Annotated in this window: 18 protein-coding genes; 12 read left to right on the top strand and 6 right to left on the bottom strand. The window is 75.6% G+C overall.

Features of this window, described 5'->3' with window-relative positions:
* Positions 1–3 precede the first annotated feature (3 nt).
* Positions 4–939, top strand: coding sequence for a DUF2332 domain-containing protein (locus tag GA0070611_RS08200; protein ID WP_091660225.1), 936 nt, complete (start codon positions 4–6; stop codon positions 937–939).
* Between the two features lie 3 nt (positions 940–942).
* Here GA0070611_RS08200 and GA0070611_RS08195 read toward each other — a convergent pair whose 3' ends face one another.
* On the bottom strand, positions 943–1,722 hold the full coding sequence (locus GA0070611_RS08195; RefSeq protein ID WP_091660222.1) for a class I SAM-dependent methyltransferase: 780 nt from the start codon (positions 1,720–1,722) through the stop codon (positions 943–945).
* Between the two features lie 307 nt (positions 1,723–2,029).
* On the opposite strand from GA0070611_RS08195, the gene GA0070611_RS08190 reads away from it, so the two are divergent.
* From GA0070611_RS08190 to GA0070611_RS08175, 5 genes are all read left to right on the top strand, one after another.
* Complete coding sequence (locus GA0070611_RS08190) at positions 2,030–2,860, top strand: phosphotransferase family protein (protein ID WP_091660219.1); 831 nt, start codon at positions 2,030–2,032, stop codon at positions 2,858–2,860.
* 26 nt (positions 2,861–2,886) lie between these two features.
* Positions 2,887–3,477, top strand: a complete 591-nt coding sequence (locus GA0070611_RS31475) for a carbon-nitrogen hydrolase family protein (protein ID WP_197675882.1) — start codon at positions 2,887–2,889, stop codon at positions 3,475–3,477.
* A 12-nt stretch (positions 3,478–3,489) separates the two neighbouring features.
* Positions 3,490–3,729, top strand: coding sequence for a hypothetical protein (locus tag GA0070611_RS31470; RefSeq protein ID WP_197675881.1), 240 nt, complete (start codon positions 3,490–3,492; stop codon positions 3,727–3,729).
* A gap of 80 nt (positions 3,730–3,809) precedes the next feature.
* Positions 3,810–4,124 (top strand): PadR family transcriptional regulator, encoded by a 315-nt coding sequence (locus tag GA0070611_RS08180; RefSeq protein WP_091660217.1) that lies wholly within the window; start codon positions 3,810–3,812, stop codon positions 4,122–4,124.
* Positions 4,121–4,948: a hypothetical protein gene (locus GA0070611_RS08175; RefSeq protein ID WP_091660214.1), complete on the top strand. Its 828-nt coding sequence runs from the start codon at positions 4,121–4,123 to the stop codon at positions 4,946–4,948. The genes GA0070611_RS08180 and GA0070611_RS08175 overlap by 4 nt, the downstream gene beginning before the upstream one ends.
* A gap of 15 nt (positions 4,949–4,963) precedes the next feature.
* Here GA0070611_RS08175 and GA0070611_RS08170 read toward each other — a convergent pair whose 3' ends face one another.
* Positions 4,964–5,425 (bottom strand): HNH endonuclease, encoded by a 462-nt coding sequence (locus GA0070611_RS08170; RefSeq protein ID WP_091660211.1) that lies wholly within the window; start codon positions 5,423–5,425, stop codon positions 4,964–4,966.
* Positions 5,426–5,492: 67 nt separating this feature from the next.
* On the opposite strand from GA0070611_RS08170, the gene GA0070611_RS08165 reads away from it, so the two are divergent.
* Complete coding sequence (locus GA0070611_RS08165; RefSeq protein WP_091672627.1) at positions 5,493–6,263, top strand: class I SAM-dependent methyltransferase; 771 nt, start codon at positions 5,493–5,495, stop codon at positions 6,261–6,263.
* A gap of 75 nt (positions 6,264–6,338) precedes the next feature.
* On the opposite strand, the gene GA0070611_RS08160 is transcribed toward GA0070611_RS08165, so the two are convergent.
* Together GA0070611_RS08160 and GA0070611_RS08155 are read right to left on the bottom strand one after the other, a co-directional pair.
* Complete coding sequence (locus GA0070611_RS08160) at positions 6,339–6,881, bottom strand: hypothetical protein (protein WP_407940464.1); 543 nt, start codon at positions 6,879–6,881, stop codon at positions 6,339–6,341.
* A 43-nt stretch (positions 6,882–6,924) separates the two neighbouring features.
* Positions 6,925–8,118 carry a hypothetical protein gene (locus GA0070611_RS08155; protein WP_231921367.1) on the bottom strand — a complete coding sequence of 398 codons (1,194 nt, stop codon included), beginning with the start codon at positions 8,116–8,118 and terminating at the stop codon, positions 6,925–6,927.
* Positions 8,119–8,643: 525 nt separating this feature from the next.
* On the opposite strand from GA0070611_RS08155, the gene GA0070611_RS08150 reads away from it, so the two are divergent.
* On the top strand, positions 8,644–10,110 hold the full coding sequence (locus GA0070611_RS08150; protein WP_197675880.1) for a vWA domain-containing protein: 1,467 nt from the start codon (positions 8,644–8,646) through the stop codon (positions 10,108–10,110).
* 73 nt (positions 10,111–10,183) lie between these two features.
* On the opposite strand, the gene GA0070611_RS08145 is transcribed toward GA0070611_RS08150, so the two are convergent.
* Positions 10,184–11,002, bottom strand: a complete 819-nt coding sequence (locus tag GA0070611_RS08145; RefSeq protein WP_091660208.1) for a TIGR04222 domain-containing membrane protein — start codon at positions 11,000–11,002, stop codon at positions 10,184–10,186.
* Between the two features lie 89 nt (positions 11,003–11,091).
* On the opposite strand from GA0070611_RS08145, the gene GA0070611_RS08140 reads away from it, so the two are divergent.
* Entirely contained in the window at positions 11,092–11,577 is a 486-nt protein-coding gene (locus tag GA0070611_RS08140) for a GNAT family N-acetyltransferase (protein ID WP_091660206.1), read from the top strand.
* A 26-nt stretch (positions 11,578–11,603) separates the two neighbouring features.
* Positions 11,604–11,999: a cupin domain-containing protein gene (locus tag GA0070611_RS08135; RefSeq protein ID WP_091660203.1), complete on the top strand. Its 396-nt coding sequence runs from the start codon at positions 11,604–11,606 to the stop codon at positions 11,997–11,999.
* Positions 12,000–12,011: 12 nt separating this feature from the next.
* Here GA0070611_RS08135 and GA0070611_RS08130 read toward each other — a convergent pair whose 3' ends face one another.
* Positions 12,012–13,241 carry an MFS transporter gene (locus GA0070611_RS08130; RefSeq protein ID WP_091660199.1) on the bottom strand — a complete coding sequence of 410 codons (1,230 nt, stop codon included), beginning with the start codon at positions 13,239–13,241 and terminating at the stop codon, positions 12,012–12,014.
* Between the two features lie 68 nt (positions 13,242–13,309).
* Here GA0070611_RS08130 and GA0070611_RS08125 point away from each other — a divergent pair, with 68 nt between their 5' ends.
* The gene (locus GA0070611_RS08125) at positions 13,310–13,825 is read left to right on the top strand and encodes a MarR family winged helix-turn-helix transcriptional regulator (protein ID WP_091660195.1); all 516 of its coding nucleotides are present in this window, start codon (positions 13,310–13,312) and stop codon (positions 13,823–13,825) included.
* 165 nt (positions 13,826–13,990) lie between these two features.
* Positions 13,991–14,500, top strand: a complete 510-nt coding sequence (locus GA0070611_RS08120; RefSeq protein ID WP_231921366.1) for a GNAT family N-acetyltransferase — start codon at positions 13,991–13,993, stop codon at positions 14,498–14,500.
* Positions 14,501–14,542 lie beyond the last annotated feature (42 nt).

Raw genomic sequence — 14,542 nt, 5'->3', positions numbered from 1 at the left:
CGGGTGACGACCGCATCGAGGTACGCCGCGTTCGCCGCGCGTGAGGCGCGGGGTGTGTCACCGACGTACGAGCGACTGGCCCTCGCGATCGCCGACGACCCCGAGGTCCTGGCGCTGCTGGAGACCGTGCCCGTGGCGAAGCGGCAACCGAATCTGCTGTTCGGCGTCCTCCGGCTGCTCGGTGGCCCGGTGCACGACCCGGCCGCCTGCCACGACTTCACCGTGGCGAACTGGCCGGGCGTCGCGGCGCAGCTGCGTACCCGCGCCACCCAGACCAACGAGGCCGGGCGCTGCGCGCTGCTGCTGCCCGCGCTCGCCACGCTGCCGCAGCCCCTCGCGCTGCTGGAGGTCGGCGCGGCCGCCGGGCTGGGCCTGTACCCCGACCGCTACACCTACCGGTACGGCCCGTACCGGCTCGGTGCCGGCGGTCCGGTGCTCGACTGTGCCCTCTCCGGTGCGGCGGCTCCGACCCGGCTGCCCGACGTGGTGTGGCGGGCCGGGCTGGACCTGAACCCGCTGGACGTCACCGACCCGGCCGACCTGGCCTGGTTGGCGGCGCTGGTCTGGCCCGAGCAGCGGCACCGCCGCGAGCGGCTGCTCGCGGCGGCCGCCGTCGCCGCCGCGGATCCGCCCCGGCTGGTCCCCGGCGACCTGGTGGACGACCTGCCGGCGCTGGCCGCGCAGGCCCCATCCGACGCGACCCTGGTGGTGTTCCACACCTCGGTGCTCTACCAGGTCCCGGCTGCCCGCCGGGAGGCGTTCACCGCCCTGGTCCGTGACCTGCCCGGGCACTGGATCTCGGTCGAGACGCCCGAGGTGCTGCCGTACGCCGGGCTGCCGGCCGCACCGGACGAGCGGCTGCACAACGTGCTGGCGCGCGACGGTGTCCCGCTGGCCTGGACCCGCGGCCACGGGGAGGCGATGGCCTGGTTCGGTTGATCCCTACCTGCGGCGGACCCGCAGGACGCAGGTCACCATCGGGAGGGTGAACTCACCCTGCGCGGTTTCCGGCCGGCTCGCCAGGTAGGCGCGGATCCGCTCCAGGGTGGCCTCGCGCTCCGGTGCCGGCATGACCAGCATGCCGGCCCGGGTGGCCAGGGTCGCCACCAGTGAGTCCGCGGTGCGCCGCTGCCCGTGCGGGAACTCGGCCTGCTCGGGCCCGGTGAACCGGACGTCGTCGCCGGTCTTCGGCAGGTGCATGTCGGCCGTCTCGACGCGCCAGCCGGCGGGGGTGTCACGCGGGCCGATCGCCGCGCTCCCGCTGACCCGGGCCAGTCCGGCGACCCAGTCGACGCGGTCGTCGAGGGCGTTCCAGAGACCGGCCAGGATCCCGCCGGGGGCCAGCACCCGGGCGATCTCCGGTCCGGCGACGGCCATGTCGAACCAGTGCATGGCGTTACCGGCCAGCACCGCGTCGACGGACGCGTCCGGCAGCGGGATCGCCTCGGCGCTGCCGGGCAGGGCGCGTACCTGCGGCAGGGCGTGGCGCAGCTCGGCCAGCATCGCCGGATCGGGCTCCACGGCGGTGACTTCCGCGCCGACGGCGAGCAGGGTGGTGGCCAGCTTGCCGGTCCCGGCACCGAGGTCGAGCATCCGCCGACCGGGGGCGGGGTCGAGCGCCCAGCGCACGGCGTCCTGCGCGTAGTCCGGGCGGTGCTCGGCGTACGCGGTCGCCGCCGCGCCGAACGACGAGGCGTGGCGGAGTCGGTCGTCCTGTCCCATGTGGTCACCGTAGTGGCCGCTCGACGCCGGCGGGTGCCCGTCTGCGTCGAGGTTGGGCGGCGTTGCCGGGCACTCCTGAACTCCTTGACCGCCAGGAGCGGGGGTGGTCCGGTACCAGGCCGACTCGTTCCACTCACACGATCAGCTCATTAATGAATTACTGATAATGCCAATCAGGTAAATCGGCCGTGCAAATCGGACATATGGTCGGCACATCATAATGACAGTTCTTGTGCGTAAGGACTCAAGATGTTGTGAAAGCCGAAATGCGGCTGCCTCAGGGCATGCGACGGGCTACGGTGCGGCGATGCAGGCAGCACGGACCCGACAGGCGACGCGGGCGGCCCTGGCGGGTGCCGCGCGGCTCGGCCTGACCGTCCACAACGCCACCGTCCTGCACGACTCGAACACGCTGACCCTGCGCCTGGTGCCCTGCGACGTGCTCGCCCGGGTGTCGCCGGCCGCACGCCAGTGCGCCCAGCTCGAAGTGGACGTCGCGTCGCGGCTGGCCGAGGCGGGGAGTCCGGTGGCCGCACCGGCGGCGCCCGAGGTCCTGATCCAGGGCGAGCACGTGGTCACCTTCTGGACCTATCACCCACCGGTGACCACCCGGCCGGTGCCGCCCACCGCGTACGCGGACGCGCTCCTGCGGCTGCACGCCGGCATGCGCACCGTCGACCTGCCCACCCCGCACGTCACCGACCGGGTCGCCGAGGCCCAGCTGCTGGTGTCCGACCCGGCCCGGACGCCGGAGTTGACCGCCCCGGACCGGGTGTTCCTCGCCGGGACGTTGGCGCGTACGCGTCGGGCGGTCGGCGACAGCGGTCGGCCCGAGCAGCTCCTGCACGGCGAGCCCCATCCCGGCAACCTGCTCGCGACCCGCGCCGGGCCGCTCTTCATCGATTTCGAGACCTGCTGCCGAGGGCCGGTCGAGTTCGACCTGGCCCATGCGCCCGAGGAGGTCGGCGACCACTACCCGGGCGTGGACCGGCAGCTGCTGCGGAACTGCCGGACCCTCGTGCTGGCGATGGTCACCGCGTGGCGCTGGGACCGGGACGACCGGTTCCCCGACGGCCGCCGGCTCGGCGTCGAATGGCTGAGCGCGTTGCGGACGGCGACGGCCGGTCCGGACCGGTAGGTCGGGACGTCCGTTACGGTGCGGCGGTGGCAGACACGATCCGGATCGCCGTCGCGCAGACCGAGGTCGGCACCGAGCCGGCCGCCAACGGCGCCGCTATCCGCGCCGCGATGCGGCGGGCCGCCGACGAGGGAGCGCGACTGGTCCACTTCGCCGAGGGGGCGCTGTCCGGCTACGCGGGCGCCGCGAAGCCGCACTTCGCCGGATGGCGCATCGACTGGGCGCCGGTGGCCGACGAGCTGCGCCGCACGATGGCGCTGGCCGGGGAGCTCGGCGTCTGGGTGGTGGTGGGCGGCAACCACCGGCTCTCCGGCGGTCACCGCCCGCACAACTCGCTCTGGGTGATCGACGACCGGGGCGCGCTGGCCGACCGGTACGACAAGCGCTTCATCTCGTACGCCGAGCTGACCGGCTACTACACGCCCGGCGACCACACCTGCGTCGTCGAGGTGGACGGGTTCCGGTTCGGGTTCCTGATCTGCATCGAGGTGGCCTTCCCCGAGCTGTGGTCGGAGCAGCGTGCGCTCGGCGTGGACTGCGTGCTCTTCTCCACCTTCTCCGAGGATCCGGTCTTCGAGACGATGGTGCGCGGACACGCCGCCGCGCACGGGTTCTGAGTCAGCGTCGCGGTGCCCGCCCAGTGCGCTCCCGCCGGCCCGTCGGCGGTGATCGGCCCGCACGGGCACGTGCTGCGGCGGGCCCGCCCGGACGCGCCGGACGTGATCTGCGTCGACCTCGACCGCACCGACCCGGCGTTGGACGTGGCCCTGCACAAGGCCCGGCCGTGGCGGTACGTCGCCCGGGCCGGGAAGGCCTACGCGGCCGCCCGCGTCGACGACCCGCGCAGCGCCGATCGCGCCGGTATCTGAGGAACGCGGGATGGCCCGAGAGCTGTCGCTATATCGCCTCGCGTAGTACGCTCGGCGATATAGCGAATGACGGAGGAGCTGTGGGCGAGGAACTGGGCCGGTGGGCCGAACCGGGGCTGTTGGTGCTGACGAGCCTCGCGGAGGGCCCGAAGCACGGCTACGCGATCACCATGGACATCGCCGCGCAGGCGGACGTGACGCTGGGCCCGGGAACGTTGTACGCGGCTCTGCAACGGCTGGAGGAGCGCGGGCTGATCGAAGGCCTGCCGGTGCAGGGACGGCGCCGGCCGTACCGGTTGACCGCTGCCGGAGCGGCTGAGCTGGCCGGGCAGGCGCAGCGGATGCGGCGGCTGGCCACCCTCAGCCTGGACCGGCTGCGGGTGAGGCCGGCATGAGCGGCGACATCCGCCTGGTACGGGTGCTGGTCGGCTGCTACCCGTCGACCTGGCGGCACCGGTACGGCGAGGAATACGCCCAGTTGCTCTGCGACATGCAGGTCCATCGCAGGCCCCGGCTCGTGGTCGATTCACTGCTCGGGGCCGTTCGCGCTCACGGAGGTGCGCTGATGTCCGTCCGTTCACCACTCGCCCTGCCCGTCTGGTCGGCCGCGTTGTTCACCGCGGCCGGGCTCGGCTTCGCCAAGCTCGCCGAGGATTTCCCGGGTATCGCGCCCACCGCCCACACCGCGATGGCGATCGCGTCGGCGGTGGCCCTGCTGGCGCTGGCCGCCGCGGCGGCGCCGGCAGCCGCCGTCATCGTCCGCGGCCGGGCGAACGGCACGGGGAAGTACGTCGCGGCCCCCCTGGTGGCGGTGGCGGCCTGGTGCGCGGTGGCGTGGATCGTCACCGCCGTGGCCACGGGACACGGGGCGCGCTCGGGACCGAACGCGGCCGCGTTCGCGGTGCTCGTGGCCGCCGGGCTCGGCGTCCTGGCCGCGACGGCGTGGGCGGCGACGCGGGTGCTGCGGCGGGTGCCGGCCGCCGGGCCGGCGCGGCTGCGGTCGGCGGCCGTGACGGCGACGGCGGTGGGCATGGCCGCCGCCACCACCGCTGTGCTGGCCTGGGGTCTCGGTGTACGCACGGCCGACCCGGCCGCCTTCGCCGGCAACCAGGGCTTCGTGGCCACCCCCTTCGTGTCCAGTTGGCTCGCGGTCCTGATCGCCCTGGCTGCCGCGACCGTGCTCAGCGGGGTCGCCGCCCGGCGTCACCCGACCGCCTAGCGGGCCGTCCGGCGGTCACGTGCGGCCGTGCCGGGCGCGGGCCTCGGCGACCTGCGCGGCCCGGCGCTCCCGCCACCGCCGCTGGGCCTCGCTGTTGCAGCGGCGGCAGACCGCACGGTAGCGGCCGGTGCCCGGATCGGTCTCGCGGTCGTGCCCGTTGCGGCACTGCGGCCGTTGGGCCCGCAACCGGGCGCTGTCGGCCCGGCTGAGCTGGCGCAGGTGCGTCGGCTCGATGCAGTCGGCGACCCCGCACGAGTGGTGGACGTCCAGGTCGGGTCGGTAGCCGCCGACGAAGACGGCGTACGCCGCGACATGCGCCCAGGCCCGGCCGGCGACCTTCTGGTGCACGCCGCGCCGGTCGCCGTAACCGCGCACGATCAGGCAGCCGCCGGACTGCCGTTCGGCGCGGCGCAGCAGGTACGCCCGCAGCGAGTCCTCGGTGAAGTGGCGCGAGAGCCCGGGCACCTGTGACAGCACCGCCCGAGCCTAGGCGGTGGGGAAATGTGGCGGCGACCGCGGCACGTGCCGTGCCAGGATGCTCGGCATGCCTGGACGCGCGTTGAGCTTCGGAACGGTGGCCGAGGCGTACGAACGGTTCCGGCCGGGGTATCCCGACGAGCTGGCCGACCTGGTGCTGGCGTACGCGGGCCGGCCGGTGCGTACCGCGCTGGAGATCGGGGCCGGGACCGGCAAGGCGACGCGGCTGTTCGCCGGTCGGGGGATCACGGTCACCGCCACCGAGCCGGATCCGGCCATGCTCGCCGAGCTGCGCAAGCACGTGCCCCCGCAGGTCAACCCGGTGCTGGCGGCGTTCGAGGAGTTGCGCCCGGGCGAGCGCTACGGGCTGGTCTACGCGGCGGCGGCGCTGCACTGGACGAAACCGGATGGCCGGGCCGCGCGCCTGGCCGCCCTGCTGGAGCCCGGCGGCGTCCTCGCCTCGTTCGGCGGGCCGGTGCAGCAGTTGCTCGACCGGGCCGTCGAGGACGCGGTCCACGCCGCCCGCGCACCCTTCCTGGCCAGTGACGACGTTCCCTCGCCGGACGGGACGCCGCCGACGGAGTCCATGCAGTGGCCGGGCACGGAGCTGCGCCGGTCGCCGTGCTTCACCGACGTCCGCCAGCACGTGATCGCGCGTCGGCTCACGATGACCGCCGACGAGTACGTCGGCCAACTGTCCACCGTGTCGGCCTACCTCGAACTGCCCGCCGCGCGGCGGGAGCAGGCGTTGCAGCGGATCCGGCAGGTGCTGCCGGACACGGTGGCGGTCGTCGCCGACCTCACCGTGCACCTGGCCCGCCGGCGCGACGACCGGTGAGCACGCGTACGCCGGGGTGATCCGCGCGCACCGCCGCCCCGGCCGGCGCGGGCCGGGGCGGCCGGACCGCGCCGGTCAGCGTTGCGTGCGGTCGTCGATCTCGGTGCCGGACTCCCCGGGTCGGGCGTCGATCGCCTCCTCGGCGGCCCGTCCGCCGGTGCTCTCGTCACCCAGGCGCAGGTCGCTGCCGCCCACGCCGGACCAGCCGGCCGGGTCCGCGATGTCGCCCCGGACGCCGCGGGCGTCCTGCGGCGCGGGGGCCTGCGACTGGCCGCGTCGGGCGCCGGTCGCCTCCTGCGCGGCGCGCCCGCCGGTGCTCTCGTCACCCAGGCGCAGGTCGCTGCCGCCCACGCCGGACCAGCCGGCGGGATCCCGGGTCGGTTGGTCCGGCCAGCCGCTCCGCGCGCCAGTGGACTCGCGTCGTCCCACGCCGCGGGCGTGGTAGAGGCCCTCGTCCGGGCCGGTGTCGGTGCTTCGGGCGTCCGGCTCGGCCAGCCCGGCGCGGCGCAACATCTGCACCAGTTCGTCGTGCGGCATGCGCTCGGTGTCCGTTATGCCGGCACCGCGCGCGATGGACCGCAGGGTGGTCAGGTCCTGGTCTGCGAAGGTCTCGGCCATGTTCGTGGCTTCCCGAGGGCCAAGACAAGGAAACCTGTGCCGGTCAGGCGCGTGCGCCGCCGAGCCCGAGCAGCACCGCGAGACCGAGGGCGCTGCGCGGGGCGTACGGCACCCGCCACAGGCCGCCGTGCGCCGCCGCGTACGCCTCGTCCTGCCAGGGGTGCGGCTGCCGTGGTCCGCCCTGGGTGCGCAGGTCGTGCACCAGCACCGCGGCCATCAGCGTGTTGCTGGTGGCCGGCTCGAACACCTCGATGCCGAAGCGGTGGGCGCCCGCGTACGCGGCGGCCAGGGCCCGGTTGCGCAGCACCGAGCGGGTACGCGTCGGCGGGGCCACGGTGAACGACACGGTCGTGCCGGCGTCGCGGGCCACCGCCGCGCGCCACCGTTGCAGCCGCTTGGCCAGGGCGTAGTTCGGGCCCTGCTGCGGCACCAGGCTGTCGTTGAGCCCCGGGTCGGCGTGCGGCGGGTAGTTGCGGTGCAGCAGCCGGCCCCCGGAGAGCACCCGCAGCGACCGGCGCAGCGCGCCCCGGGCCGCGTAGCCGCGTTCGGCGTGCGCGACCGCGTCGGCCGGCACGGCGTACACGTCGGTGGGGGTGGCCAGGAAGGCGAGCGCGACGTCCGGGCGGTGCCGGCCCAGGTGCACGGTGAGCGCGTCGACGGCGGTGGCGACGCGGACGTTGGTCGCGCCGTCGGCGTACACGTAGTTGCCCAGCACCAGGCGACCGTCCAGGCCGCGCAGCCAGGCGGCGGCCTGGGGGAGGTGGTGCAGCAGGTCGGCGCCGGCGTGCGCGGCCAGCGCGGCGTCGTCGGCGGCGGTGCCGGGGCGGACCGGCAGGTGCAGTCGGCCGCCGTGGCGGTGGGTGGTGCGCAGCAGCCGCTGCCAGATGTCGGGGCGGGGCAGGTCGACGGCGACCACGTCGCCGCCCCAGCGCAGCACCGACGGCAGCGGGCCCATCTCCGCGCCCGCGCCGAGCACCACGATCTTCTGGTCGCGCAGGTCCAGCCAGTCGGGGTTGGCCGCCACCGCGCCGACCGCCTCGGCGCAGCTGGGTTCGATCACCCCCGCCGCCACCCAGGCGTCGAGGCGGCGGCGCAGGTCGTCGCCGCGCAGCCGCTGTCCCCGGTACGGCAGGGACAGTTCCCGCTCGACCTCGCCCCGGCCGGTGACCGTGGCGGTCTCCAGCGGCTGTTCGGCGGGCAGGTCGAACGCCCTGCGCCAGGCCCACCTCGGGACCACCGTCGGGCAGGTAGCGCATCCGGCCGTGCAGGGCGGCGAGGCCGTCGCGGGCGACGGTCAGCGCCGCGTCCCGCGACAGCAGTCCGGCCTCGACCAGGCGGCGGAAGTGGCCGAGGTAGCCGTGCCGCCAGTCGGTCTCGTGCTCGGCGGCACGGGCGCCGACCGGGTCGACGGCGCGCAGGGCGTCGGCCACCACGGCCCGCCCCAGCGCGCTGGTGCTGCGGGTGGTGCCGGTGGTGGGGAACACCACCCCGCTCGGGCCCTGCACGGTCGTCCGCCCGGTGGTCTCGGCTGCCGACACCGGCCCACTCTGCCGCATCGGTGGTGGGGGCGCAGCACGGGGCCGCCGATCGTGCCGACCGGTTCCGGTCACGCTTCGCGCACGGCTCGGTCACGACTCTCACGCTTGGGTATCGGCTCGGCCACGGCGGGAGCCGCCGACCCGTCGGGCTGCGTCAATGACCGCAACGGATCCGGCGCGCCACGGCCGGACCACATTCCGTCCAGTCCATTCGGGAGGGTCCGATGAGCCATCTCAGACGGTCACTGCTGGTGCCGGTGCTGCTGGCCGCCGCGCTGACCTCCGGCGCCTGCACGGCCGGCGGCCCGCGCAGCGACTCGGCGCGCGGCCCGGCCCGCCCCGGCGCCACCGCGCCCTGGTCGGGCGGCGGCGAGACGAGCACCCGGGAGGATCCGGCGTCCACCTTCGCGATGGACGTCGACACCGCCTCGTACGGCTACACCCGCCGGCTGATCCGCGACGGCCGGCTGCCCGAGCGCGCCGAGGTGCGGCCGGAGGAGTTCGTGAACTCCTTCCGGCAGGACTACCCGCAGCCCGCCGGGGACGGCTTCGCGGTGCACGTCGACGGGGCCCGGCTGCCGCAGCAGCACGAGGCGGCCGACGACGAGCGGCTGCTGCGGGTGGGGCTGCAGACCCGTGCGGAGGACCGCCGCGACCGCCCGGACGCGGCGTTGACGTTCGTCGTCGACGTGTCCGGCTCGATGGACGAGCCGGGCCGGCTGGACCTGGTGCGCGATGCCCTGCACACGCTGGTGGACCAGCTGCGGCCGACCGACTCCATCGCGATCGTCGAGTTCAGCACCCGGGCGCGGGTGGTACGGGAGATGACGCCCGTCGCCGAGGCCCGCACCCTGCACGAGGCGATCGACTCGTTGCGTACCCGGGACAGCACCAACCTGGAGGCGGGCCTGGTGCTCGGCTACCGGGTGGCCCGCGACGGCTTCCGGGAGGGGCGGACCAACCGGGTGATCGTGCTCTCCGACGGGCTGGCCAACACCGGCAGCACCGAGGCGGAGCCGATCCTGCGCCGGGTCCGCGAGGAGGCGCAGAAGCAGATCACGCTGCTCGGCGTGGGGGTGGGCAGCGACTACGGCGACGCGCTGATGGAGCAGCTGGCCGACCGGGGTGACGGCTTCGCGGTCTACGTCGGCGAGCGGGAGCAGGCCCGCCGGGTGTTCGTGCAGCAGCTGCCGGCGACGCTGAGCCTGCGGGCGCTCGACGCCAAGGTGCAGGTGACCTTCGACGAGGCGACGGTGACCTCCTACCGGCTGATCGGCTACGACAACCGGGCGATCGCCGACGAGAGCTTCCGCGACGACCGGGTCGACGGCGGCGAGGTGGGCCCCGGGCACAGCGTCACCGCCCTGTACGCGGTGCGGCTGGCCGAGGGGGCGTCCGCCTCGACGCGGGTGGCCCGGGTGCAGGTGCGCTGGACCGCGCCGAAGGACCGGGCGCCGGCCGAGACGTACGAGTCGGTGACCGTGGCCGCGCTGGACCGACCGTTCACCGAGGCGTCCCCACGGCTGCGGACCTGCTACGCGGCCGGCTACTTCGCCGAGGCGTTGCGCGGCGGCACGCAGGCCCGGCTGGCCGATCTGGCGGCGATCGCGCAGGGGGCCGCCGAGGCGACCGACGACGCCGAGGTGCGGGACCTGAGCCGGCTCATCCGGGAGGCCGACGCGCTGCGCTGAGCGGCGCGGACCGCCGGCCACGCCGGGCCGGCGGTCCGGCCGTGCCGTGGGCGCGACGGCCCGCGGTCAGCGGTCAGCGGCGGGCCAGTGTGCGCTGCGGGTCCGGGCGGGTGCGGTCGGCGTCGATGCCGACCAGCGCGCCGAGGCGGGGCGCGACGGCCAGCAGCGGGCGCGGGCCGTACAGGGCCATCGCGGTCAGCAGCTCGTCGGTGCCGTGTTCGCTCCAGGCGGGGCGGCGCTGCGGGTCGAGCTCCGCGTGCCGGCGGCGCAGCCGGCGCAGCAGCCGGCGGGCGGCGGCCCCGGTCTCCGGCACCTCGCTCAGCCACCAGCCGCCGAGGGCGGTGGCCACGCAGCACAGCAGCAGGCCGACCACGGAGGCGGGTCCGCCGGCGTCTCGGCCCTCGACGGCGCTGTCGACGATCCGGGTCAGCCCGACGGCGGCCACCGCGAACAGGGGCAGGGTGCCCAGTGCCACCCGCCGCCGTTGGGCCGGGGTGAGCAGCCAACCGTCGCGCAGCAGCCGGGCCACCAGCCGGCGCAGGGCCCGCCCCACCTGCGGGTCGGCCAGCACACCGGCCCAGGTCTGCGGCCGGCGCAGTGCGGCGTGCAGGGCCCGGACCAGGTGCGGGGAGCGGACCGGTGGCGGGCCGTCCACGGTCAGGGTGGCCAGTTCGCCGGGGCGTACCACGCCGGCGCGGTGCAGCGCGGCCATGCCGACCTGGCAGGCCAGCCCGGCCCGGTCGGTCAGGTACGCCAGTTCGACCGGGTCCGGCTCGGCGCCCCGGGCCCGCGCGCCGGTCAGCTCGCGTACCGCCACGGCGATCGCGAGGGCCACGGCGACCGCCGAGACGTAGTCGAGCAGGAAGAGCGGTCCGCTGACACCCCAGAGCATGGCGCCAAGTATGGCGGGCCGTGGTGCCGGTCGCGCAGCCGGCGGAAACCGGCTGGCGTCACCGCGCGGGGCGCGGCTAGCCTCCCGGCGTGCGGATCCGCGAGTACACCGAGGCCGACTGGGCGCAGGTCCGGCCGATCCTGACCGAGGTGATCGAGGCCGGCGACACCTTCCCGTACGACCCGGCGTGGCCGTCGGAGGTGCTGCACGACGTGTGGGTGGAACGGCCGCCGGGGCTGACCGTGGTCGCCGAGGCGGACGGGCGGATCCTCGGCACCGCCAAGGCGGGTCCCAACAAGCCCGGTCCCGGCTCGCACGTGGCCAGCGCCAGCTACATGGTGCCGGCCGCCGCGCGGGGACAGGGCGTCGGCCGGGCGCTGGTCGAGCACACCCTCGACTGGGCCCGCCGCCAGGGCTACGCCGCGATGCAGTTCAACGCGGTGGCGGAGAGCAACACGGTGGCCGTGCGGCTGTACCGGCGGCTCGGGTTCACGGTGATCGGCACGGTGCCGCAGGCGTTCGCGCACCCCACCCTGGGCCGGGTCGGCCTGCACGTGATGCACCGGTTCCTCTGACCGGCGCGCTGCGTCAGGATGGGGCGATGAGCACTGAGCCGATCGAGTTGGCCGCCGCCCTCGCGAGCTTCGAGCAGCTGTGGAGCCCGCGCATCGTCACCACCGTCAACGACTACGACGTGCGGATCGCCAAGGTCGCCGGCGAGCACGTCTGGCACGTCCACGAGCACACCGACGAGTTCTTCCTGGTGCTCGACGGGGAGCTGCGGATCGCCCTGCGCGACGGCGCGGACGGCGCCGAGCGGGAGGTGGTGCTGCCGCGCGGCGCGGTGCACGTGGTGCCGCGCGGGGTCGAGCACCGGCCGTCCGCGCCCGGCGGCGCGTCCATCCTGATGTTCGAGCCGTCCGGCACCTCCAGCGTGGGCGACCGCCACGACGAGGTGCCCGGGCACGTCGACGCCACCACCGGGCACCGGCTCTGACGCTGGTCGGCCTCACGCCGGCACCGGTGCCTCGGCCGCCGCCGGGGCGGGGGCCGGCCAGCGCAGCCGGCGTACGCCGGGCACGGCGGCGGTGCCGGCGCAGGCGAGCAGGACCAGCGCCCCGGCCGCCACGAGCGGGGTCGACGCGCCCCAGGTTCCGGCGGCGGCCGGGGCGAGGGCGTACCCGATCGGCATGGCGGCCAGCGACATCAGCCAGTCGTACGAGGTGACCCGGGCCAGCACCTCGGGTGGGAACTGCGCCTGCACCACGGTCTCCCAGACCGGGTTGAGGAAGCCGAGGGCGGTCAGCGCGAGGCAGTAGGCGACGACGGTGGCCGCGGCGGGCGCGGCGGCGGCGAGCAGCAGCAGCGGCGCGGCGTACGTGGCGAGGGCCAGGTTGCCCACCAGCACCGGGCGGGCGGGGCGGACCCGGCCGGCGAGCAGCGAGCCGGCCAGCAGGCCGACGGCCCCCGCCTGCTGGAGCAGCACCCAGACGCCTTCCCCGCCGAGGCGGTCCACGGCGACCAGCGGGCCGAGGGTGAGCAGCACGGCGGCGGCGCCGTTCCACACCGCGTGGGCGAGCAGGCTGCTCCAGTACCAGTCGCGGGAGCGCACCTGGTGCCAGCCGAGGACCAGGTCGGCCCGGAGCGACCGGTGCGCGACGGGCACGTGCCGGACCCGGATGACCGCGAGCAGCGCGGCGCTGACGGCGAACGACGCGGCGTCGAGCACGAACGCCCAGCCGGGCCCGAGGCTGAAGATCAGCAGCCCGGCCAGCGCGGGTCCGGCGAGCCGGCTGGCGTTGGCGCTCACCCCGACCAGCGCGTTGGCCCGCTGCCGGCCCTCGCCGGGCACGGTGCCGGCGACCAGCGGCGACGCGGTGGGAATGGCGAAGCCGGAGGCGGCGCCGCCGACGGCGGAGGCGAGGGCGAGGTGCGCCAGGGATGGCGTGCCGCCGAGCAGTTCCAGGCCGACGACCAGTTGGGCGGCGCAGCGGACCAGGTCGGTGCCGAGGGCGACGCGCCGGGCGTCGAAGCGGTCGGCGAGCACGCCGCCGAGGGGGAGCAGCAGTAGCCGGGGGACCATCGCGCAGCCGAGCACGACGGCGAGGGCGGTGGTGGAGCCGGTGGCCCGCAGCACCGCCAGCGCCAGCGCGGTGGGCACCACGGCGTCGCCGAGGGCCGAGACGGTACGGCCGAGGAAGAGTAGACGGAAGGCGGGAAGCCGGAGGGGATGCGTCACGGCAGACACGTTACTTCGACGTCGAATATTTCGACAGTGAATTTCCGGACGCGGCGTACGGTGATCGGGTGAGCGAGCGTGACCCCGTCGACGAGCACGTCGACCGCTGGCGACCCGTCCTGCCCGACCTGGATCCCGACGTCGAGGGCGCGGTGGTGCGGATGTCGCTGCTGACCCGCCACCTGCGCGCGGTCAAGGAGCGGACCCTGGCGGAGCTGGACCTGCAGGAGAAGGAATTCGGCACCCTGCACGCGCTCGCCGGTCGGGGCGGCCGGGCCGCGCCCTCGGACATCGCCGGCGACCTGCGGATGGCGCCCGCCTCGATCACCGCCCGGGTCGACGCGCTGGTGCGGCGCGGATTCGTCCGGCGCATCCCCTCCACGGTCGACCGACGCCGCATCGACGTGGAGCTCACCGACGCCGGCCGGGCCTACTGGCGGCGGGCGATCGGGGTGGTCGGCGACGAGGAGCAGCGGGTCCTGGGCGCGCTCTCCGCCGACGAGCGGCAACTCCTGTCCGACCTGCTGCGCCGGGTCACCCTCGCCGCCCAGCGGCCGGCGGGCGATGCCGGGGTTCCGGGCTAGCCCGACCGCGGAGCACCACACCGCCTGAGCCTCACCGCGGCCGGAAAAACGCCTGGCGGGGCCGCCGCCACGGGTGGCAGGGTGCCGGGCATGAGTTCACCGGCCCTGACGCCGCGCTCGCCCGCGACCACGGCGTCCACCGGCGACCCTGATCGGCGGACGCCCGTGAGCACCTGGACGACCAGCCCGTCGCGACCCGACGCCCCGGACGCGGCGGTGCTGCTGCGCGAGTACCTGGCGGAGATGGTCCGCCGCTGGTACGGCCGGCCGGAACGGCCGGAGGAGGTGGCGGCGGCGCTCGCCGACTTCCCCAGCGACGACCTGGTGCCGCCGTCCGGCGTGCTGTTGCTGGCCCGCCGGGACGGGGCGCTCGCCGGCTGTGCCGGTCTGCGCCGGCATCCCGGCTGGGCGGAGCTGACCCGGGTCTACGTGCGTCCGGCCCACCGGGGCGCCGGCGGCGGAGCGGCGCTGCTGGCCGCCGTCGAGGCGTACGCCGCGTCGGCCGGGGCGGACCGGATCCGGCTGGACACCCGCAGCGACCTGGTGGAGGCGCGCGCCCTGTACGCCCGACACGGCTACCGGGAGATCCCCGCCTACCACCGTGGCCCGTACGCCCAGCACTGGTTCGAGAAGCTCCTGCCGGCCGGAGTTGACGGCGCGCCCGCCCCGCGCTAAAACAGGAAAGCGAGAAGTTGAGTCACGTCGACTCAACCCGAA

Source organism: Micromonospora auratinigra, from assembly GCF_900089595.1.
Taxonomy (GTDB): Bacteria; Actinomycetota; Actinomycetes; order Mycobacteriales; family Micromonosporaceae; genus Micromonospora; species Micromonospora auratinigra.
The sequence above is the reverse complement of the archived record's forward strand: the minus strand, read 5'-3'. Positions and strand labels throughout refer to the sequence as shown.

What these genes read in the sequence shown, in the direction of transcription:
- GA0070611_RS08150 (WP_197675880.1), top strand. Translation starts at nt 8,644, where the DNA reads ATGAGCCATCTCAGACGGTCACTGCTGGTGCCGGTGCTGCTGGCCGCC.
- GA0070611_RS08160 (WP_407940464.1), bottom strand. Translation starts at nt 6,881, where the DNA reads ATGGCCGAGACCTTCGCAGACCAGGACCTGACCACCCTGCGGTCCATC.
- GA0070611_RS08195 (WP_091660222.1), bottom strand. Translation starts at nt 1,722, where the DNA reads ATGGGACAGGACGACCGACTCCGCCACGCCTCGTCGTTCGGCGCGGCG.
- GA0070611_RS08175 (WP_091660214.1), top strand. Translation starts at nt 4,121, where the DNA reads ATGAGCGGCGACATCCGCCTGGTACGGGTGCTGGTCGGCTGCTACCCG.
- GA0070611_RS08135 (WP_091660203.1), top strand. Translation starts at nt 11,604, where the DNA reads ATGAGCACTGAGCCGATCGAGTTGGCCGCCGCCCTCGCGAGCTTCGAG.
- GA0070611_RS08190 (WP_091660219.1), top strand. Translation starts at nt 2,030, where the DNA reads ATGCAGGCAGCACGGACCCGACAGGCGACGCGGGCGGCCCTGGCGGGT.
- GA0070611_RS08165 (WP_091672627.1), top strand. Translation starts at nt 5,493, where the DNA reads ATGCCTGGACGCGCGTTGAGCTTCGGAACGGTGGCCGAGGCGTACGAA.
- GA0070611_RS08145 (WP_091660208.1), bottom strand. Translation starts at nt 11,002, where the DNA reads ATGCTCTGGGGTGTCAGCGGACCGCTCTTCCTGCTCGACTACGTCTCG.